Origin of the sequence: Sphingomonas sp. Y38-1Y (genome assembly GCF_032391395.1) — a bacterium.
Lineage (GTDB): Bacteria > Pseudomonadota > Alphaproteobacteria > Sphingomonadales > Sphingomonadaceae > Sphingomonas.
In genome coordinates this window covers 2,282,903-2,303,549 of the sequence record NZ_CP135916.1, presented here as the reverse complement: position 1 = coordinate 2,303,549, position 20,647 = coordinate 2,282,903, and the positions used below count along the sequence as shown (strand labels likewise).

At 68.4% G+C, this 20,647-nt stretch carries 19 protein-coding genes; 8 read left to right on the top strand and 11 right to left on the bottom strand.

What is annotated here, in order from left to right; all coding sequences use genetic code 11:
* Positions 1-76: 76 nt before the first annotated feature.
* Both RS883_RS11025 and RS883_RS11020 read left to right on the top strand, forming a co-directional pair.
* Positions 77-1,315: a glycosyltransferase family 1 protein gene (locus RS883_RS11025; protein WP_315760249.1), complete on the top strand. Its 1,239-nt coding sequence runs from the start codon at positions 77-79 to the stop codon at positions 1,313-1,315.
* Entirely contained in the window at positions 1,312-2,343 is a 1,032-nt protein-coding gene (locus RS883_RS11020; protein ID WP_315760248.1) for a lysylphosphatidylglycerol synthase domain-containing protein, read from the top strand. Before RS883_RS11025 ends, RS883_RS11020 begins: the two co-directional genes overlap by 4 nt.
* 9 nt (positions 2,344-2,352) lie before the next feature.
* Here RS883_RS11020 and RS883_RS11015 read toward each other — a convergent pair whose 3' ends face one another.
* Complete coding sequence (locus tag RS883_RS11015) at positions 2,353-3,351, bottom strand: bile acid:sodium symporter family protein (RefSeq protein ID WP_315760247.1); 999 nt, start codon at positions 3,349-3,351, stop codon at positions 2,353-2,355.
* Positions 3,352-3,488: 137 nt separating this feature from the next.
* Here RS883_RS11015 and RS883_RS11010 point away from each other — a divergent pair, with 137 nt between their 5' ends.
* Entirely contained in the window at positions 3,489-3,839 is a 351-nt protein-coding gene (locus RS883_RS11010) for a VanZ family protein (RefSeq protein ID WP_315760246.1), read from the top strand.
* On the opposite strand, the gene RS883_RS11005 is transcribed toward RS883_RS11010, so the two are convergent.
* From RS883_RS11005 to RS883_RS10990, 4 genes are all read right to left on the bottom strand, one after another.
* Entirely contained in the window at positions 3,840-5,165 is a 1,326-nt protein-coding gene (locus tag RS883_RS11005; RefSeq protein WP_315760245.1) for a Gfo/Idh/MocA family oxidoreductase, read from the bottom strand.
* A 64-nt stretch (positions 5,166-5,229) separates the two neighbouring features.
* Positions 5,230-5,922 carry a gluconate 2-dehydrogenase subunit 3 family protein gene (locus RS883_RS11000; RefSeq protein WP_315760244.1) on the bottom strand — a complete coding sequence of 231 codons (693 nt, stop codon included), beginning with the start codon at positions 5,920-5,922 and terminating at the stop codon, positions 5,230-5,232.
* A complete protein-coding gene (locus tag RS883_RS10995) occupies positions 5,919-7,625 on the bottom strand; it encodes a GMC family oxidoreductase (protein WP_315760243.1) in 1,707 nt (568 codons plus the stop codon). Before RS883_RS10995 ends, RS883_RS11000 begins: the two co-directional genes overlap by 4 nt.
* On the bottom strand, positions 7,625-8,368 hold the full coding sequence (locus tag RS883_RS10990; protein WP_315760242.1) for a DUF1080 domain-containing protein: 744 nt from the start codon (positions 8,366-8,368) through the stop codon (positions 7,625-7,627). The genes RS883_RS10995 and RS883_RS10990 overlap by 1 nt, the downstream gene beginning before the upstream one ends.
* A 252-nt stretch (positions 8,369-8,620) precedes the next feature.
* On the opposite strand from RS883_RS10990, the gene RS883_RS10985 reads away from it, so the two are divergent.
* The gene (locus RS883_RS10985) at positions 8,621-8,845 is read left to right on the top strand and encodes a hypothetical protein (RefSeq protein WP_315760241.1); all 225 of its coding nucleotides are present in this window, start codon (positions 8,621-8,623) and stop codon (positions 8,843-8,845) included.
* Positions 8,846-8,851: 6 nt separating this feature from the next.
* Here RS883_RS10985 and RS883_RS10980 read toward each other — a convergent pair whose 3' ends face one another.
* Complete coding sequence (locus tag RS883_RS10980) at positions 8,852-9,628, bottom strand: NAD kinase (protein WP_315760240.1); 777 nt, start codon at positions 9,626-9,628, stop codon at positions 8,852-8,854.
* Complete coding sequence (gene moaA / locus RS883_RS10975) at positions 9,625-10,623, bottom strand: GTP 3',8-cyclase MoaA (RefSeq protein ID WP_315760239.1); 999 nt, start codon at positions 10,621-10,623, stop codon at positions 9,625-9,627. The genes RS883_RS10980 and moaA overlap by 4 nt, the downstream gene beginning before the upstream one ends.
* Positions 10,624-10,724: 101 nt before the next feature.
* Here moaA and RS883_RS10970 point away from each other — a divergent pair, with 101 nt between their 5' ends.
* Positions 10,725-12,632 carry an EAL domain-containing protein gene (locus RS883_RS10970; protein WP_315760238.1) on the top strand — a complete coding sequence of 636 codons (1,908 nt, stop codon included), beginning with the start codon at positions 10,725-10,727 and terminating at the stop codon, positions 12,630-12,632.
* 102 nt (positions 12,633-12,734) lie between these two features.
* On the opposite strand, the gene argC is transcribed toward RS883_RS10970, so the two are convergent.
* From argC to RS883_RS10955, 3 genes are read right to left on the bottom strand one after another with little or no spacing between them, the layout of a single operon-like run.
* The gene (gene argC / locus RS883_RS10965) at positions 12,735-13,667 is read right to left on the bottom strand and encodes an N-acetyl-gamma-glutamyl-phosphate reductase (RefSeq protein WP_315760237.1); all 933 of its coding nucleotides are present in this window, start codon (positions 13,665-13,667) and stop codon (positions 12,735-12,737) included.
* On the bottom strand, positions 13,664-14,563 hold the full coding sequence (locus RS883_RS10960) for a hypothetical protein (RefSeq protein WP_315760236.1): 900 nt from the start codon (positions 14,561-14,563) through the stop codon (positions 13,664-13,666). The genes argC and RS883_RS10960 overlap by 4 nt, the downstream gene beginning before the upstream one ends.
* The gene (locus tag RS883_RS10955; protein WP_315765077.1) at positions 14,493-14,819 is read right to left on the bottom strand and encodes a MarR family transcriptional regulator; all 327 of its coding nucleotides are present in this window, start codon (positions 14,817-14,819) and stop codon (positions 14,493-14,495) included. The genes RS883_RS10960 and RS883_RS10955 overlap by 71 nt, the downstream gene beginning before the upstream one ends.
* Before the next feature lie 264 nt (positions 14,820-15,083).
* Between RS883_RS10955 and secG the strand changes: the two genes are divergently transcribed.
* Together secG and RS883_RS10945 are read left to right on the top strand one after the other, a co-directional pair.
* On the top strand, positions 15,084-15,479 hold the full coding sequence (secG, locus tag RS883_RS10950) for a preprotein translocase subunit SecG (RefSeq protein ID WP_425475054.1): 396 nt from the start codon (positions 15,084-15,086) through the stop codon (positions 15,477-15,479).
* 95 nt (positions 15,480-15,574) lie between these two features.
* Positions 15,575-17,209, top strand: a complete 1,635-nt coding sequence (locus tag RS883_RS10945; protein WP_315760235.1) for a CTP synthase — start codon at positions 15,575-15,577, stop codon at positions 17,207-17,209.
* 226 nt (positions 17,210-17,435) lie between these two features.
* Here RS883_RS10945 and RS883_RS10940 read toward each other — a convergent pair whose 3' ends face one another.
* Complete coding sequence (locus RS883_RS10940; RefSeq protein WP_315760234.1) at positions 17,436-17,903, bottom strand: Hsp20 family protein; 468 nt, start codon at positions 17,901-17,903, stop codon at positions 17,436-17,438.
* Positions 17,904-18,128: 225 nt separating this feature from the next.
* Here RS883_RS10940 and RS883_RS10935 point away from each other — a divergent pair, with 225 nt between their 5' ends.
* Complete coding sequence (locus RS883_RS10935) at positions 18,129-20,639, top strand: TonB-dependent receptor (RefSeq protein ID WP_315760233.1); 2,511 nt, start codon at positions 18,129-18,131, stop codon at positions 20,637-20,639.
* The last annotated feature ends 8 nt before the right edge of the window (positions 20,640-20,647 follow it).

Here is a 20,647-nt window from a genome sequence, read left to right as displayed (position 1 = left end):
CATGTAAGCGCGCCGGGTTAGCTCGGCCCGACTGGTCGCCAGGCGAACGCGCCGGACGCATACACCGGGAAATCACATGTATCACAACACCGCCGGGTTCGGTCCCGCTGCGCCCGTTGCCGATTCCGGCACGCCGCTGCGGATCGCGCTGTTTTCAGGCAACTACAATTATGTTCGCGATGGCGCGAACCAGGCGCTCAATCGCCTCGTCGAATATCTCGAGCGGCGCGGGGCGGCGGTGCGCGTCTATTCGCCGGTGTCCCGCACGCCCGCCTTCGTGCCGCAGGGGACGCTGGTCGGCGTGCCGTCGCTCTCGATCCCCGGGCGGGCCGAATATCGGCTCGGGCTCGGCCTGCCGCGATCGATCCGCCGCGACGTTCGCGCGTTCGCGCCCGACCTGTTCCACCTGTCGGCGCCCGACTGGACCGGCACCGCGGCGCAGACCTTTGCGCGCAGCCTCGGCGTGCCGGTCGTCGCCAGCCTACATACGCGCTTCGAAAAATATGCCGACTTCTATGGCGCGCGCTTCGTGCGGCCGGCGATGGAGCGCCATCTCGACCGCTTCTATGGCCGGAGCGATCGGGTGCTCGTCCCGACGCAGGCGATCGCGGACGAGTTCGAGGCGGCCGGGCTGGGCGGCAGGATCGCGATCTGGGGGCGGGGCGTCGACCGCGTCCGGTTCGATCCGCAGCGCCGATCGCAGGCCTGGCGCGCGCGCCACGGCATCCCGCCGGATGGTGTCGCGCTGCTGTTCTTCGGACGGCTGGTGCGCGAAAAGGGGCTCGCCGACTTCGCCGACGTCTGCGACCGGCTGACGGCCTCTGGCGTCAAGGTCCATCCCGTCGTCGTCGGCGAGGGGCCGGAGCGGGGCTGGCTCGCCAAGCGCCTGCCCGCCGCGCGGCTGACCGGGCACCTCCAGGGCGAGGCGCTGGGCGAAGCGGTGGCGAGCGCCGACATCTTCCTCAACCCCAGCATCACCGAGGCATTCGGCAACGTGACGCTGGAGGCGATGGCGTCCGGCCTGCCGAGCGTCAGCGTCGACGTGGCGAGCGCGAGCGCGCTGCTGAACAATGGGTCAGGCCTGCTCTACACGCCCGGCGACCTGGATGCCGCGACGGCGCATGTCGCCCGGCTCGCCGCCTTCGCCGAGATGCGCGGCCGCATGGGCCGGCGCGCGCGCGACGCAAGCGCGAGCTATGGCTGGGACCGCGCGTCCGAACAGGTCTGGGTGCAATATCATCAGCTGCTCGGCCGCGGCGATGTGGATGCGCTCGATCTGGAGGCGGCACCGCGGCGGCGGGCGGCGGCGTCGTGAGGGTCGCGCTCTTGTCCGCTTCGTCGGCGGTCATCCGCACCGGCCAGCGGCTGCTCCGCCCCGGGCGGGTGCGCAACAGCGTGCTGGCGGCGATCATGCTGGTCGTCGTCACCATTGCCGTGCTGGCGCTTAAGCGGGTGCTGTCGGACACAAGTTGGGACGAGATCAACGCCTCCATCCATCAGATCGGATCGCGGCGGCTGATGATCTCGATCGGCTTTACGGTCGCGAGCTACATCGTGCTGACCGCGTATGACGTCGCGGCCCTCCGGGTCATCAACCGGCATGTCAGCTATCCGCGGACCGCACTCGCCTCGTTCACCAGCTACATCTTCAGCCACAATTTCGGGTTCACGCCGCTGACGTCGGGGACGGCGCGGGCGCGGGTCTATCGCATCGCCGGGCTGACGATCGGCGAGGTGGCACAGGTGCTGACGATCGCCGGCGTTTCCCTCTGGCTCGGCATCGCGCTCCTCTTCTCGATCGGACTGATCGTCCAGCCGGCGACCTTCGTCGAGGAGGGGCTGTATATCGGCCGCTCGCTTCAGGTCGCGGTGGGCGGGGTCGGGGTCGGGGGGCTGCTCGCCTATCTCGGCTATCTTCACTGGCGCGCCGGGCGGCCGATCGACCTGTTCGGCTGGTCGTTCCCGCTGCCGACCGTCCGCATGACGCTGGTCCAGTTCGGCATCGGCGTGCTCGACCTGTCGATCGCGACGGCGGCGCTGTTCGTGCTGCTTCCGGGCGCAAGCCTTGCCGACTTCCCGCTGGTGCTGTTCGCCTATCTGGCGGGGCTCGTTTCCGGGCTCATCACGCATGCGCCGGGCGGTGTCGGCGTGTTCGAGGTGGTGATGCTACTCGCGCTGCCGCAGTTCGACCGCGCGACCCTGTTCGGGGCGCTGCTCGTCTATCGGGCAGTCTATTTCCTGCTGCCGCTGGCGGTAGGCCTGATCCTGTTCGCCGGGCACGAGCTGATCCACTGGCGCCGGCCCAATGGCCGCGCGGTCCCCATCCGGTCGCAGGTGGCCTGAGCGGTGCGGTCAGCTGGCGATCACGGCGTCCTCGGCCTCGTTCGGGTCGGGGGCACGCCCGGCATAACGCTGCGCGATGGCCGCGCAGGCGAGGAGCTGGAGCTGGTGGAAAATCATCAGCGGCAGGATGATCGCGCCCACCTGTGCCGCGGGGAACAACACGCCCGCCATCGGCACGCCCGACGCGAGGCTCTTCTTCGACCCGCAGAAGACGATCGCGATCTCGTCCGGCGTCGAAAAGCCGAAGCGGCGGGCGGCAACGCGCGCGACGACCATGACGATCGCCAGCATCACCGCGCTGAGCAGGACGACCGCCAGCAACTGCCACGCGGGCACCGTCGTCCACAGCCCCTCGACCACCGCCTCGCTGAAGGCGGTATAGACGACGAGCAGGATCGATCCGCGATCGACGAGCGACAGCACGCTCTTGTGACGCTCCACCGTCCGCGCGGTGAGCGGGCGGGACAGGTGGCCGAGCACGAACGGCAGCAGGAGCTGGAGCGCGATGGTGCGCACCTCGCTGCCGCTGACCTGTCCGTTGCCGCCGTCCATCAGCAACGCGACCAGCAAGGGCGTCAGCAGGATGCCGATCAGGTTGGACGCGGACGCACTGCACACCGCCGCCGGCACGTTGCCGCGGGCGATCGAGGTGAAGGCGATCGACGACTGGACCGTCGAGGGGAGCAGCGTCAGGAACAGCAAACCGGCCGCCAGCGAGGGCGAGATGATCGCCCCCGCCACCGCCTGGAACCCCAGACCGAGGCCGGGAAAGAACAGGAAGGTGAGCGCGAACACCATCAGGTGCAGCCGCCAGTTCGTCATGCCCGCCACGATCGCCGCACGCGACAGCTTGGCCCCGTGCAGGAAGAACAGCAGCGCGATCGCCGCCGACGTCGCGATCCGGAATCCCACGGCCACGTCGCCGCGGCAGGGCAGCAGGGTCGCGATCAAGACCGTCGCCAGGAGCATCAGGCTGTAGCGGTCGATGCGTTTGACGAGGGTCAGCATTCGATTTCCCGGGGATGGGCGGCGCCGCACCGATCAGGGCGGCGCGCTCGCGATATGGCTCCCCCCTTCGTCCCTTCGGCGGTGCGGCGCAACCGCGCGGCCGCATCCTTCCTGACGCTCAACCGATCGGAGCAACCATGATCTCGCTTTCGTCGGCCCGGATCACCCTGTGGGTGGCAGCGGCCGTGACCCTGTATCTTGCGCTCACCCCCGGCCCGGCGGGCGCGATGATCGAGGACGGTACCGTGCGGCACATGCTCGCCTTCCTCGCGCTGCCCTGGCTGATGATGATCGCCTATCCGCGCCTGTCACCCTGGTGGATCCTGGCGATCAGCGCGGTGTTCGGCGGCGGCATCGAACTGGCGCAGCTCTGGATGGCGGTCGGCCGACACGGCGACTGGGGCGACTTCGCGCTCGATGTCGCCACCGCCGGGGCGGCCATCGCGATCGGCGTGGCCGTCCGGCGGCGGATGCGCTGGGCGGTCTGACTAGCGCGGCAGGCGATAGGGCGCGCGATAGCGGGGCGTGATGAGCGCATTCGCCTCCCCATCGTCACCGAAGCGGCCCTTGTCGGCGTCCCAATCGACCTTGCGACCCGTCCGCCAGGCGACATTGCCCATCTGGCAGACGATGGCGGTGTTGGCGGCGGACTCGATCGGGCAGGCGGGCGTGCGCGTCCGATCCTTGATGCACGCGACGAAGTCGGCGGTGTGCCGCTCCAGTCCGTTGTCGGCCGACTTGGTGACGGGCACCGCGCGTGTCAGCGGCTTGCCGTCGCTCGTCTCGGGCACGACTTCCCACTTGCCGCGGTCGACGATCAGCGTGCCCGTCTCGCCGACGAACGCGACGCCGTGATCGCGGCCGCCATAGGGGCCCTGGCTGATGCCGACGGCATGCTCCCATTCGACCGAGTAGTTGCCGAAGTCGAAGATCGCGGTCTGCGTATCCGGCGTCTCCATCGCCGAGTCCGGATAGCCATAGGCGCCGCCCAGCGCGCTCACCGACCGCGGAACCTGCGCCTTCATGCCCAGAAGCGCGATGTCGATCAGGTGGACGCCCCAGTCGGTCATCAGTCCGCCCGCATAGTCCCAATACCAGCGCCAGCTGAAATGGAAGCGGTTGGGGTTGAAGGGGCGCTGCTGTGCCGGGCCCAGCCAGCGGTCGTAATCGACGCCCGCGGGCACCGGCTGGTCCGGCTGCGGCGCGACGCGCTTCATCCAGCCCATGTAGGCCCACGCCTTGACCTTGCGCACGCGGCCGATGCCGCCGCCATGGACGTGCGCGATCGCATCGGCCCAGTGCCGGTTGCTCCGCTGCCACTGGCCGACCTGGACGACGCGGTTGTGGCGCTGCTTGGCGGCGACCATCGCGCGGCATTCGGCGATCGAGTTGCCGAGCGGCTTCTCGCAATAGGCATCCTTGCCCGCCGACATCGCGTCGGTGAGCTGTAGCGCGTGCCAATGGTCTGGCGTCGCGATGATGACCGCGTCGATGTCGCGATCGTCCAGCATCCGGCGATAATCGTCATAGAGGCGCGGGGCGCGCCCGGTCAGCTTCTGAAGCTCCGGGCCCCGCTGCGCAAGGACGCGCGCATCGACGTCGCACAGCGCCACCGCCTCGACCCCGGCGCCCTTCAGCACCGCGGTCAGGTTGGACCAGCCCATCCCCTTGCAGCCGATCAGCCCGACCTGAAGCCGGTCGCTGGGGGCCGTGCGGCGCCGCTGGGCGATCGCCTTGCCAAGTGGCATCAGCGCACCGGCCGACGCCGCCAGTCCGCCGCCCAGCAGCATCCGTCGATCGAAGCGTGCGGTCATCATCCTCTCCCCTCAACCCTGTTTTCAGCAGGATAACGGCCGACCCTGCCCAGGCAAGTGCGGATCAGGCGGGCGTCAGCTTCAGCGTCCCCAGGAGCTGCGACAGATGCGCCAGCGCCTCCGGCGTCGGGCCGGGATAGGGGCCCTCGACCGGCGTCTCGCCGACATAGCCCATGTCCTTCTTGCCCTCCGGCAGGCTGTAGAAGCCGAGCACGAACAGCCCGCGCAGCCGATCCATGAAGGCGACCGGCTTCTCCATCGCACCGGCGGGCGCGGCGGTGCACAGCGCGTCGAGCATGGCGCTCCGCTGGCCGACGTCGAGTCCGGTGAACGCCCGGCGATGGAGGGCCTGTGCCTGCGCGTCGAGCCACATCAGCCCGCCGACGATTCGCGCGCGATCGGCCTGCTGCGCGGGGTAGGGGGCGCTGATCCATTCGTCGATGAACGCACCGACGCCAAGCTGGCCGGCGCCGGGCGACACGTCGTCGGCGGGCAGGATCATGTCGCCGAGCAGATCGACGGTCGCGCGCTGCGGCTTGGTCAGCGTCAGCGGCCATGGGACCTTAGGGTCCATCAGGTCGGGATCGCGGCCATAGCCCTTGGTCGCCGGGAGCGACGGCACGCTCGCCGGCCAGTCGGCCACCGTCTGGAACGGCGCGGCCGCTTCGCCGGCCATCGCCGGCGGCGTCCAGCGCGCGAGCGGCAGCGCGGCGGCAGCGATCATCCATTGCAGCGTTTCACGGCGCGAGGGGGTCATGCGATCGCTCCCGACTTGATCCGCGTCGCCAGCCGCTCGGACGAGCGAAGCGCGAGCGCAAGGATGGTGAGCGTCGGGTTCTTGTGCGCACCCGAGGCGAAGATCGCGCCGTCCATCAGCACCAGATTGTCCGCATCCCACGCCTGTCCATAGCTGTCGACGACCGACGTCCTGGCATCCGGCCCCATCCGCGCGGTGCCGAGCTCGTGGATGATCTCGCCGCCCGCGGTCATCATCTTCTCGGGCGGAACGTTCGGATCGAACAGGAGCGTGCCCTTCATCTTCTCGAACACGCTTTGTGCCGAGCGCCGGCCGTGCGCGACCTGATTGATCTCGTGGCGGGACCATTTGAAGGCGAAGCGGAGGACCGGGATGCCGAAGCGGTCCTTCACCTGCGGATCGGCCTCGCAGAAGGTGTCGGCGTTGGGGATCATCTCGCCGCGCAGCACCAGGCTGATCGTCGCGCCGCTGGCGTGACGCACCGCCTTCTTGAGGTCGCCGCCCCAGACGCGCGGCATCACCCCCATCGGCGGGATGCCGAACCGGCCGCCGATCTCGAAATGATAGCCGCGCGCGAAGTCGAGCTCGCCGCGCTTCTGCCGGTCATAGTCCCAGAACGGAATGTAGATGTGCTGCCCGCCGATCCCGTCCTCATTGTAGCGCGGCCGGTCGGCGAGGCCGGGGATGTAGGCGCTGAACGTCGCGCCGGTCGAATCGGTCAGGTTCTTGCCGAGCTGCCCCGACGAGTTGGCGAGCCCGCGCCCCGCCTCGCCCGAGTTGAGCAGCAGCCGCGTCGTCTCCAGCGTGCCGGCCGCCAGCACGACGGCGCGGGCGCGGACCTGTTGCCGCTTGCCGGTCTTGCGATCGATATATTCGACGCCCGACACGCGTCCCTTGGTGCCGGTCAGCACGCGAGCGACCATCGCGTCGGTGACGAGCGTCAGTCGACCCGTCGCCTTGGCCATCGGCAGGAACGAGGTTGTCGTCTGCCACATCGCGCCGATCGTGCAGCCGCGGGTGCAGGGCGTCGCGTTGAAGCACGCCTTTCGAGGCGCGACCGGGTCGGGCATGTCGCGCGTCAGCACCGCGGTGTGTGCGGGACGGACGGGAATGCCGACGCTCTCGGCCGCGGCCTTGATGAGCATCTCGGTCACGCGCGGCTTGGGCGGGGGCATCAGACAGTCGGGCGGCGAGTCCGGGTGGTTCTCCAGCCCGATCGGGCCGCCATTCACGCCAATCATCTTCTCGACCCGGTCATAGAAGGGCGCGACGTCGTCATAGGCGATCGGCCAGTCCACCCCCAGTCCATCGCGAGAGAAGGGCTTGAAGTCGTACGGGCCCCAGCGCGGGACGTGCCGGCCCCAATGGTTGGTCCGCCCGCCCAGCATCCGCGGCCGCCACCAGCGGAAATCGGTGCCCTCGCGATTGGTGAAGGGCTCGCCGTCGATCTCCCAACCGCCATCGACCGTTGCGTCGAAATAGCCGAAGGGCTTGTCCGGCGTCGACGATCCGCGGAGCGGTGCGTCGCTCTCTGGCGCGAACATGTTGACCTCGGCCTGCGGGTCATAGTCGCGACCCGCCTCCAGCATCAGGCAGCGGAGCCCCGCCTTCGTCAGCGTGTAAGCGGCCATGCCGCCTGCCGCGCCCGATCCGACGATGATGACGTCCGCGGGCGCGTCGGCGGAGGTGCGAGCCTGCGCCATCACTTCGCCACCGCGCTGGCACCGATCCGGCGCAGCTTGACGTTTCGGAACGCGACGGGCTCGCCATGATCCTGAAGCGCGATGACGCCGCTGGGGAAGGTGCCGAACAGCGGCATCTTCGCGAATTTCGATGCGGCCACACGCTTGCGCCAGGCATCGTCACCATAACTGACAGCGGCGGTCGGAATGCCGTTCAGCCATTGGCGGATACGCCCGGGCTCGACCAGCAATCGCGCCCGGTTCCACTGCCCCGCGGGCCGCGACGCGCCGGCGGGCGGCACGGTGATGTCGTAGAGCGACCCGGCGCGGTGCGACGGGATCTTGCCGTCCGCATGACCGGCATCGTCGAGCACCTGCATCTCCAGCCCGGTCTGATAGACCTGGCTCGCCTGCGGCACATTGCGCGCGAGATAGAGCACGCCGCTGTTGCCGCCCGCCTCGACCTTCCAGTCGAGCGTTAGTTCGAACGCGCCATAGCTGCCCGCGGTGACCAGGTCGGTGCCGCTCATCTGGCCATCGTCCTTGGTGAGCTCGATCATGCCGTCGCGCACGCGCCAGGTCGACGGCGGCGGTCCGCCCGCGAACGACCGCCATCCGGTCAGGTCGCGGCCGTTGAACAGGAGCGTCCAGCCCGCCTGCCGCTCGGCCGCGGTCAGCGTGTTGAGCGCCGTGGGCTGCGAACTCGCTGCCGATCCCGTCGCCGCCGCCATCAGCAGCGCCGCCGCCAACACCTTGATCCCCATCCCACTTCTCCAGCTTCGTACGCGCGGGTGCAGCCAACCATATGTTGGTCGCAAGGTAAACCGGGTCGGAAGCCGTCGATGTGAACATGTCTCGACAACATGTTGATTTAGCGTAGTCGAAGTAAGCAGCTGTCAAATCAAAGCGATCCCACGATGATACGATTGTGCTTCCTGAGTCGAAAAACGCATAGTTTGCAGTTGCGAAAGTAACGCATCCAACCCAGAAAGACGCATCCGTTGGGGAGCGGGTCGATGTTCAAGCCTTTTGTTCTGTTCGCCGCGTCTGTACTGGTCGGGGGCGGATTGATCTATGCCGTTCTAAAACAACGTCAAATATCACGGCGTCGCGAGCGATCGCGCCGGCGCAGCGAGGCGGCGCGGCAAAATAACTGGCTCTGGCAGAACAAGATGAGTCGTCACGGCGCCCAGCAGATCACCTTTCAGCCGGGCGACAACCAGACCACCGACGCCGACTGACGTCGCTCAGGCGATGAACTGTTCCATCGTGATTCGATCGTCGAGCGCGTGCTCGGGATCGAACAACAAGGTCAGATCGCGAATATGGTCGATCGCGATCTCGACCTCGGCGACGTCGCGGACCTCGCGCTGGTCGGCGACGGCGCTGACCGGACGCTTCTCTGCCTCCAGCACCGTCAGCTTGACGCGTGCCTTTTCCGGCAGGATCGCGCCGCGCCAGCGGCGCGGGCGAAACGGGCTGATCGGAGTCAGCGCCACCATCTTCGATCCGAGCGGCAGGATCGGGCCGTTCGCCGACAGATTATAGGCGGTCGACCCCGCGGGCGTCGCGACGAGGATGCCGTCGCAGACGAGTTCGGGGAGAACGTCGCGGTCGTTGACCTCGACCCGCAGCTTGGCGGTCTGGCGCGTTTCGCGAAGTAGCGACACTTCGTTGATCGCGGGCATCACCAGCCGCTCGCCGGCGATCGTCGTCGCGGTCATGGTGAGCGGCGAGACGCGGAAGGGCCGGGCACGCCCGATCCGCTCTTCCAGCCCGTCGAGCCGCCACTCGTTCATCATGAAACCGACGGTGCCGAGGTTCATGCCGAACGCCGGCACGATCCGGCGCCGCTCCAGCATCATGTGCAGCGTCTGGAGCATGAAGCCGTCGCCGCCCAGCACGACCACCATCTCCGCCTGATCGAGCGGCACCCAGTCGTAACGGTCGCGCAGGTCGGAGACCGCCGCCTGGGCCGGACCGGTGGGCGAGGCGACCAGCGCGGCCCGCTCGAACATGCTCATCCGCCGGTAACGCTCATGTGGCGCGCATGCGCGGGCGCCGACCCGCGTTCGATTTTGAAATCATGGGCCAGCGGCTTGGCGGCGAGCGCGGCGTCGATCGCGGCATCGACGCCGGCAAGGCCGCCGTCGCGGATCGCGGCCTTCAGGTCGACCGAGTCCTCGTGGCCGAGGCAGGTGTAGAGCATCCCCTCGGTCGTCAGCCGCACGCGGTTGCAACCGGCGCAGAAATTGCCGGTCAGCGGCGAGATGAGGCCCAGGCGCACGCCGCTGTCGCCAACGCGCCAGTACCGCGCCGGCCCGCCCGAACTGTGCGCGTCGGGCTCAAGGTCGAAACGCTGCTTCAGATCGGCGAGCACGCGCGTCAGCGGCACGAAGCGATCGGCGCGATCCTCGTCAATCGCGCCCACGGGCATCGTCTCGATTAGCGTCAGGTCGTGGCCCTCGCTCACGCACCAGTCGAGCAGGTCGGGCAGCTCATGCTCGTTGAGTCCGGCAAGCGCGACGGCATTGATCTTGACTTGCAGCCCCGCCGCTTTTGCCGCGGCGATGCCGGCGAGCACCTGATCGACGTCGCCATGCCGGGTGACGTGGCGGAACGTCGCGGGATCGCGGCTGTCCAGGCTGACGTTGATCCGGCGCACGCCCGCCGCGACGAGCGCATCGGCATGGTCGGCAAGCCGCGTCGCGTTGGTCGTCATCGTCAACTCGTCGAGGCCCGCGCCGATATGGCGGCCGAGCCGTGCGACGAGGTCCATCGCGTCGCGCCGGACCAGCGGCTCGCCGCCCGTCAGCCGGATCTTGGTCACGCCACGCGCGACGAAACGCTCGGCGATCAACGCCATCTCGTCCAGCGTCAGCAGCGCCGAGCGCGGCAGAAAGGTCATCTTCTCGGCCATGCAATAGCGACAGCGAAGGTCGCAGCGGTCGGTCACCGACACGCGAAGATAGCGGATGGCACGGCCATGACGATCGACAAGGGGCGCGGGGCTCGACATGGCGCGCTGAACCTAGGTTGCGGCGTGTCCGCGAACAAGCCCGCATTGGCGGCGAGGCTTCTCCACGCTACACCACCATGGGGATCAAGAGAGGGGAGCGGGTGACGAGCGACGCCGAGAGTGCACCGCGCAGCCAGCCGCCGCTGTTCGTGCTGTCCTTTCGCCAGCGGGACGAGCTTGCCGCGATCGTCGCGCGCGGTGGGTGGCAGGCGGTTGCCGCACGCCGCGGCGAGGCGGTCGAGCGGCGCTTCCGCGCGTCGGGCGCCTCGATCGCGCTGATCGACGCGCGCGGCGCGTTCGAGGACGGGCTGATCGCGGCGCGCGCGCTGGGCGAGGCGGTCGAGCCCCCCGCGGCGATGATGGTCTGCGTGTCGAAGACCGACCTGTCGCGGCTCGGCGGCTTCTATGACGCCGGCGCCACGCATTTCCTGGCGAGCCCGTTCGGCGAGGACGAATTGCTCCACGCGCTGCGCTTCGCCGCGCGCGGCGCGGAGCCGCGCGGCGGGACGGCGGCACGCGACCTGATCGGCTGGCGCTGGGATCCCGAGCGGGCCCGCGTCCAGCTGTCGCCATTGCTCGCGCGGCTGATCGACCAGCCCGATTCGCTGTCGCGCCGCGCGGCGCTCAGGCTGTTGCCGCCCGCGCCGCGGCGCGAACTTGCCCGCGTGCTGCGTTCGATCGACGGGACGACGGCGCTCGTCCAGACGCTCGCGCCGCTGGGGCGCGCGGTCCAGCACCTTCAGCTCGACGCGCGCACCGGCCGGCTCCTTGCGCTGATCGAGCCGCTCGGCAGCCCGCCCGACGTCGCGGCGCTGCTGCGCGAAGCGATGCCGCGTGCGCGCGATGCCGCGGGCGCGCGGCGCTGGATCGAGCATGCGTTGGAGGAGGGCGAAGTGCACGTGCTGGCGGTCACGCTGGCGCGGCTCGACATCGTCAACCTTGCCTATGGCCGCGGTGCCGGCGACCGGCTGATCCAGTCGGCGGCGCGGCGGATCGAGGATGCGCTGGCGTCGATACCCGGCGCGCGGCCGATCGTCGCGCGACTGGGCGGCGCCGAATTCGCGATCGCCGCTCGACATATGCTGGCGGAAGCGGCTCCCGCGATCGAAGCGGCGCTGGCGCGGCCATTCGTGGTCGAGGGCGAGCTCGTGCCGCTCGGCGCCGAGCTGCGCAGTGTCGCCAGCAGGCCGGGCGACGACGCCGCCGCATTGCTGTTGCGGCTGGGGGAAGGGGAGCCGACCGAGGCGGCGTCGCTCGACACGCTCGCCGTCCAGCTTCGCGAGGCGATGGAGGGCGGCCAGGTCGACGTGCTCTGGCAGCCGCAGGTCGCGATCGCGAGCGGGGCGATTGTCGGCGTCGAGGCGCTGGCCCGGTGGCGGCACCCGGCATTGGGCGAGCTCGGCGCGGAGACCCTGTTCGCCGCGGCGGATCGCGCGGGTCTGTCGACCGCATTGTCCGACCATGTGCAGGCGCTGGCGCTCACACGCGCCGCGGCGTGGCCGGCGGGGCTGGGAAATCTGCGGCTTTCGATCAACGTTACCGCGGGCGACGTGGCGCGCGGCGGCTTCGCCGACCGGCTGCTCGACCGTGTGGATGCAAGCGGCTTCCCGCGCGCGCGGCTGACGGTCGAGATCACGGAAAGCGGGCTGATGGCGGAGCTGGGCGAGGCGGCGCGGCTGCTCGCCGAACTGCGCCGGGCCGGGCTGCGCGTCGCGATCGACGATTTCGGCACCGGCTATTCGAGCCTTGCGTATCTCAAGTCGCTGCCGCTCGACTATCTTAAGATCGACAAGGCATTGGCGCAGGATATCGCCGGCAATGCGCGCGACCGCATCGTCGTGCGCGGCGTGATCGACATGGCGCGCTCGCTGGGCCTCGCGGTGGTGGCGGAGGGGGTCGAAACCGACGCGCAGCTCGAACTGCTGGCGGCCGAGGGCTGCCAGTACTTCCAGGGCTATCTGTGCGCCCCGCCGCTGGCGCTGGAGGCGCTGGCGGCCTTGGTGGGGTAACGGCCCCGTACAACAATCCGTTCGTGCTGAGCCTGTCGAAGCACGTGCCCGAAGCGGAACGCTCTTGGCACGGCCTTCGACAAGCTCAGGACGAACGAGGAGTCAGGTGAGAAGGCCCGCCACCGGGTCGAGCCCCGCCATGATGTTGAGGTTCTGCACCGCCGCACCCGCCGCGCCCTTGCCCAGGTTGTCGAGCGTTGCGATCAGCCGTGCCTGGCCGGTCGCCGCATTGCCGAAAACGTGGAGCGTCATCCGGTCGGTGCCCGCATCCGCCTCGATCTCGATCGTCGTCGCTTCCTCGCTCGCGGCCACCCGGACGAGCGACTGGTCGCGATACGCCTCGCGCCACGCCGCCTCGATCGCGGCGAGCGACGGCTTGCGGGGGAGTGCGTGGAGCGGCAGCGGCACCTCGACCAGCATCCCGCGATAGGTGTGCGCGACCGCGGGCTGGAAGATCGGCGGGTCGGCGATGCGCGCGTGGCGCTGCATTTCGGGCAGATGCTTGTGCGACAGCGACAGGCCGTAGGCGCGGTGCGCCGTCCCGGTCTCGCCATTCTCGAACTCGGCGATCATCGCCTTGCCGCCGCCCGAATAGCCGGAGACGGCGTTGACGCTGATCGGCCAGTCGTGCGGGATCAGGCCGGTCCTAACCAGCGGCCGGACGAGCGCGAGGAAGCCGGTGGGATAGCAGCCCGGATTGCTGACACGTGCCGCCTCGGCGATCGCGGCGGCTTGCACCGGCTCGAGCTCGGGAAAGCCGTATGTCCAGCCATCGGCAACGCGATGCGCGCTCGACGCGTCGACGACGCGGACGGCCGGGTTGCGGATCAGCTCGACCGCTTCTCGCGCGGCGTCGTCGGGGAGGCAGAGGATGACGAAGTCGGCGTCGTTCAGCGCCTGCGCTCGCGCGGCGGCATCCTTGCGCGCCTCGCCCTCCAGCGCGACGACGTGGAACTCGGCCCGGCCGGCAAGCCGTTCGCGGATTTCGAGGCCGGTGGTGCCGGCGGCGCCGTCGATGAAGACGCTGCGCATCATGCCGCCTTTCCGAACGAAACGGGCGCGCCGTGCCGCTCCACCAGGGTCGACAGCCGCTCGCGCATCACCTTGCCCTCGACATGCACCGCGCTGACCGCGTCGACCATGATCGCGAGGTGATCGGCGAACATGACGACGTCGCCGGCGGCGGGCGTGCCGCTTCCCGGTGTCAGGGTAGCGGCGATCAGGTCGGGCAGGCGCGGGATCACGACCCCGGCCACGTCGTGGGCCAGGAAGATGAAGCCGGTGCCGTCGACGCCCGCGCCGGACCGGCCGCCGACGCGCTCCGGCGCGCTGAGCAGGCGCAGCGCGGCGGCCGTCACCCCGGCAGGATCGCTCGCCTCGACCGACGCGACCGCGTCGGCGGCGACATATCCGTGATCGGTCAGGAGAAACGCGCCGCGCTCGCCCAGCGCGGTCAGCCGGCTGCCCATCGGCAACGTCGCCAACGCGGCGGCATCGGCGTCGGGCGCCTCTCGCAGCGCTGCTTCGCGGGCGACGACGCGGTGCGTCGCCTCGACCGCTTCGCCCAGCGCGTCTTCGTCGACATAGCCGACCAGGCCATCGGTCAGCGAACGACCCCAGGCCATCCCTGCGCTCAGTTCGAGCAGGTCGAAGCTGTCGCCGGGCAACAGTTCCGAAAGCACCGCCGCGCCCTTCGCCGAGGTCTCCCGCAGCGGCGCCATCGTCAGCGCGGTGCGCGCGCTCGCCGCCGCGTAATGCGGTGCGAACACTCGGTCGGCGAGGCGCAGGTCGGTGAGGTCGGGGCGAACCGGGTCGATGCGGGGGTCGAGACGGACAGAACGGCCCGTCAGCGCGTGGCGATCACGCGTTGCCGACGCCGCTGCGCCGCGATAATCCGTCGTCGACGCCGAGGAAATGCCCGAATTCTGCAAGAAAGTCCGCCCCTTCCGGTGTGCGCGTCACGAAGATGTTGCGCTTGTCGCTATCGTCGCGCTGTCGGCGCAGATAGCCGAGCGCGCCCAGCCTGTTCAAGGCGCGCGTGACGACCGGTTTCGATACGTTGAGCGCGCGGGCCAATCCCCGCACCGTATGCGGACCTTCATCGAGATAGACGAGCATCAGGAGTGCCATTTGGCGATTGGTCAGGTCGGGCTCGCCCGAGCGGACATAATCCACCAGCGTGTGCATCCAGGATGATAGAGCCGTAGGGCTGATCGCATTCACGCGCGAATCCATATCGTTACAGCTCCGCAAGCACGGAGGCTTCCTGCGGCACTGAACGCCCTTGTGGCCCTGCGGTTTCGCACCGTTTTGCAAATGTCACATTCATCCAGTTCGCGGTCCGTTTCGGTGCCGTGGAGGCGCCGGTTGATCCGTCGCGCCTGTCGGCCTATGTGCGCGGCTATCCGGACGCCGGTTGCTGCGTCCCTTTCTTGGATTCCGACCCCGCCGATGCTGTTCTCCTTCCTCCTCGTCGTGCATGCCGTCATCGCCGCGATGCTCGTCACCGTGATCCTGATGCAGCAGTCGGAGGGTGGCGGGCTGACGTCGAGCGGCAGCCCGTCGGGGCTGATGTCGGCGCGCGGCGCGGCGAACTTCCTGACCCGAGCCACTGCGGTGCTGGCGGGCCTGTTCATCGCGATGAGCATCCTTCTGGCGGTGCTGGCGGCGACGCGGAAGAGCGACTCGATCGACACCAGCCTGGCGCGGCCGACGACGGCGGCGCCGCCACCTGCGAGCGGCCCGGCACCGGCGGCGCCCGGCGTCGATCCGCTCGACGCGGCGGCGGGCGCGGTGATCGCCAACCAGGCGGCGCCCGCTGGCAACACGGCGGCGCCCGCTCAATAATCGCTTCGTGATCGCGTTTCAGGCGCGACTATTTTCAGGCGTCGCGGATTCGCGCGCTTGGTCCCCATGACTTTCGGCGTTAGGCGTTTCCTCCCATGGCGCGGTACATCTTCATCACCGGCGGCGTGGTCTCGTCGCTCGGCAAGGGTCTCATGGCGGCCAGCCTGGCGGCCCTCCTCCAGGCACGCGGCTATCGCGTTCGGATCCGCAAGTTCGATCCGTATCTGAACGTCGATCCGGGGACGATGAGTCCCTATCAGCATGGTGAAGTCTATGTGACCGACGACGGGGCGGAGACCGACCTCGATCTCGGCCACTATGAGCGCTTCACCGGCGTGTCGGCGCGCCAGTCGGACAATGTGACGTCCGGCCGGATCTATCAGACGATCATCCAGCGCGAGCGGCGCGGCGATTATCTGGGCGCGACGGTGCAGGTGATCCCGCACGTCACCGACGCGATCAAGTCGTTCGCGCAGGACCAGACCGAGGATCTCGACTTCGTCCTGTGCGAGATCGGCGGCACCGTGGGCGACATCGAATCGCTGCCCTTCATCGAGGCGATCCGCCAGCTTCGCAACGACCTGGGCCGCGGGCAGTCGATCAGCGTGCATGTCACGCTCGTTCCCTACATCGCCGCCGCGGGCGAGCTGAAGACCAAGCCGACGCAGCATTCGGTGCGCGAGCTGGCGGCGCTGGGTGTCCAGCCCGACGTCCTCGTCTGCCGCTGCGAGAAGCCGTTGCCCGAGGGCGACCGGCGCAAGATCGCGCAATTCTGCAACGTCAGGCCCGAAGCGGTGATCGCCGCGCTCGACGCGCCGAGCATCTATGCCGTGCCGCTCCAGTACCATGCCGAGGGGCTGGACGAGGAAGTGCTGCGCGCCTTTGCGATCGAGCCGGGCGAGAAGCCGCCGCTCGACCGCTGGTCGGAGATCACCGACCGCCTCTTCAATCCGGAGGGCGAGGTGACGGTCGGCGTTGTCGGTAAATATGTCGGCCTTCAGGACGCGTACAAGTCGCTCAATGAAGCGCTCGTCCATGGCGGCATCGCCAACAAGGTGCGCGTCAACATCCGCTGGATCGACGCGGAGCTGTTCGAGGGCGACGAGGCGGAAGTCGCCGCCGCGCTCGAGCCGTGCCACGCGATCCTAGTCCCCGGCGCGTTCGGTGAGCGCGGTGCGGAGGGTAAGATCGCCAGCGTCCGCTTCGCGCGGGAGCGGCGCGTGCCCTATTTCGGCATCTGCTTCGGCATGCAGATGGCCTGCATCGAGGGGGCGCGGAACCTCGCCGGGATCGAGGACGCGTCCTCGACCGAGTTCGGGCCCACCAAGGAGCCCGTCGTCGGCATCATCACCGAATGGATGAGCGACAAGGGCCTCGAAACTCGCGAGGCGGGCGGCGACCTGGGCGGCACGATGCGGCTGGGTGCCTATCCGGCCAAGCTGGCGGGCAACAGCGTCGTCGCGTCGATCTATGGCGACAACGAGATTTCGGAGCGCCATCGTCACCGGTACGAGGTGAACACCGGCTATCGCGACGCGCTGGAGGAGGGGGGGCTCGTCTTCTCGGGCATGTCGCCCGACGACATGCTGCCAGAGATCGTCGAGCGGCCCGACCATCCCTGGTTCGTCGGCGTGCAGTTCCATCCGGAACTGAAGTCCAAGCCGTTCGACCCGCACCCCCTGTTCGCGAGCTTCATCGCGGCGGCAGTGGCGCAGTCGCGGCTGGTCTGAGCTCATCGTCATCCCGAACTTGATCCGGGATCCCGCTTCTTTCTTCTTTCGAGCTAGAGAAGGGGAAAGCGGGACCCCGGATCAAGTCCGGGGTGACGGACAAGGGATACGCTCATCCGAAAATCAAAAGGCGCCCGGACGCGAGGGTCCGGACGCCTTTCGCCGCGACGCCCAAGGGAGCAAGGCGCCTTAGCGGAACGGTGCATCGCCCGAGCGGGCGGGGGCGTTACGCCGCCGCCTGATGCTCGATCGCGGCGCCGGCGGGAGTGCCGGTCGCGATGGCGACCTTCTTGGGCTTCATCGCCTCGGGCACTTCGCGGACGAGTTCGATCGTCAGCAGGCCGTCGGCAAGGTTGGCCGCCTCCACCCGCACGAAGTCGGCAAGCTCGAACCGCCGCTCGAAGCTGCGATTGGCGATGCCCAGGTGCAGGAAGCTGCCACGCTGGTTGTCATTGTCCTCGCCCTTGCGGCCCGAGACCACCAGCAGGTTCTGCTGCGCGGTGATGTCGATCTCGTCGGCCTTGAAGCCGGCGACCGCGAGCGTGATCCGGTAATGATCGTCGCTCGTCTTCTCGAGGTTGAAGGGCGGGTAATTGTCCCCCTGCTGCTGGCGCGTGCTCGTCTCGAGCATGTCGAACAGGCGATCGAAACCGATGGCCGAACGGCGATAGGGGGTGAAGTCGAACTGACGCATGTCAAATCCTCCAAGGAAGCAATGTTGACGAAGCGCGCCGCCCATCTGGCGCGGCGTGGTCGGCGACCCGGTCTTCGGCATCGACGACACGAAGAAGATGGGCCGGATCGGGCTGATTTCAAGCGTTACGACCACCCGCATGGCGACTTCGCACCAGCAAAGCGGTTCTTTATCGACTAAGCCGATAGGAATATGGGAGGTATGATGGTCTAGGGAGAAGACATCATGAGCCTCGTCGCCGTCAAAGGGTTATTGCTGCTTGCCGCCAGTCCCCAGGTCTATGCCGCCGCAGAGCCGCCGCGCGTGCCGGCGCCGGTCGCCGCCGCGCCGGCCGAGGACGATCCGGTTCCGGCCGCAGAGGACGAGGCGCCGGGGCAGGGCGACATCACCGTCACCGCGCGGCGACGTCAGGAAAATGTCCAGCAGGTGCCGATCGCCGTCTCGGTCGTCAGCGGCGCGACACTAGACGCACAGGGCACCTACAATCTCTCGCGGCTGACGCAGCTGACGCCCACGCTGCAATTCTATTCGCAGAACCCGCGCAACACCTTCATCAACATCCGCGGCATCGGCGCGCCGTTCGGGCTGACCAATGACGGGTTCGAGCAGGGCGTCGGAATCTATATCGACGACGTCTATTATAACCGCATCGCCTCGGCGACGCTGGACTTCGTCGACGTCGAGCGGATCGAGACTTTGCGCGGACCGCAGGGCACGCTCTACGGCAAGAACACCACCGCCGGCGCGATCAACATCACGACCCAGGCGCCGTCGTTCGAGTTCGGCGGCAAGGCCGAGGTGTCGCTCGGCAATCTCGACTTCAAGCAGGGCAAGGTCTCGGTCACCGGTCCGTTGGCCGAGAATCTGGCGGTCCGCCTGAGCGCCACCGCCACCGATCGGCGCGGTACGCTCTACAACACCACGCAGCGCCGGTTCATCCAGTCGCAGGACAGCGTCGGCGTGCGCGGGTCGCTGCTCTGGAAGGTGAAGCCCGATCTCGACATCACGCTGTCGGGCGACTGGAACCTTCAGGACCCGATCTGCTGCGCCTTTACCTATGGCAGCTATGGTCCGACGCAGCGACCCGCGAACCGCCAGTATCCGGGGCTCGTCTCCTACTTTCCCGGCTATGCGGTGCCGAGCACCAACCCCTATGATCGCGTGACCGACGTCGATGCCGAGCTTCGCGCGCGCAACGAGCATGGCGGGCTGTCGGCGCGGCTGGTGTGGGACATCGACGATGCCAACACGCTGACGTCGATCTCGGCCTGGCGGTACTGGGATTGGACCCCCGCCAACGACCGCGATTACACCGGCCTGCCGATCTATACGAAGGTCAACAACCCGACGAAGCAGAACCAGTACACGCAGGAGTTCCGCTTCAACCACCAGGGCTCGGGGTTCGACGTCACGTTCGGCCTGTTCGGCTTCCACCAGAAGATCCGGACGAGCGGCATTCAGGAAACCGGGCCCGCGGCGAGCCGGTGGCTGCTCGCCCCGACCAGCGCGCTGTCGACCAATCCGGCGGTGCTCAACAACGTCGTGGCGGTCAACGACATTCGCCTCGACAACACCAGCATCGCGGCGTTCGGAAAGCTCAACTGGGAAGTGACCGACCGCTTCGTCGTGTCCCCGGGCGTCCGCATCAATTACGACAAGAAGGACGGGCTCTATAACTCGGTCGTGACCGGCACCGCGTCGAACGGCACGCGTCAGGTCGTCTCGCCGGTCCCCGGTTCGCCCTCTTACAACGATCCGTGGACCGCGGCGCAGCGCGGCATCCAGGCGTCGCAGTTCTTCGAGCCGGAATTCAGCGCCTGGAACCTCAGCTACGACCTCAATCTGCGGTACGAGCTGGCCGACGACATCAACCTCTATGCGACCTATTCGCGGGCGTTCAAGACGGGCGGGATCAACCTGAACGGCGTGCCCGCCGACGCAAACGGCGCGCCGATCCTGGCGGCGGCGACGATCAAGCCTGAAAAGGTCGATCACTTCGAAGGCGGCATCAAGACGCAGTTCTGGGACCGCCGCATCACCTTCAACCTCACCGGCTTCTGGACCGACATCAAGGATTTCCAGGCCAACGTCAGCAACGGCCAGTTCGGCACCGTTCGCGGCTATCTCGCCAATGCCGAGAAGGTTCGCAGCCGCGGGCTCGAGGCCGATTTTTCAGTCCGGCCGAGCGCGCGCTTCAACGCATACGCGACGGGCGCGTTCACCGATGCCGAATACGTCAAGTTCTGCGACGCACCGCCGCCGCCGGAGCTGTCGGGCGGCACGACGTTGCCCGCGACGGGGCCGTGCAGCTATTCGGGCGTGGTCGGCGCGCCGGGTCAGCCGGGCGGCAACAGCCCGCCCTTCGTCGACGCCTCGGGCCAGGACCTGCCCGGCGTGTCCAAATGGGCGTTCTCCTGGGGTGCGGAGGCCAATACCGAAGGCAATGTGTTCGGCGAGGCGGGGCAGTTCTACCTCGGCTATGACGGCAGCTACCGCTCCGACTGGTCGTCGAACCCGACACCGTCGATCTACACCAATGTCGACGGTTATTCGCTGCACAACTTCCGTGCCGGCTTCCGGACGGACAAGTTCGACCTGTTCGCCTGGGTCCGGAACGCGTTCGACCAGGATTATATCGACCTGCTGCTCGCGGGCACCGGCGGCAACACCGGCCTGATCGCGGCGCAGGTGGGCGATCCGCAGACGTTCGGCGGAACGGTGAAGCTCAACTTCTGAGACTTTGT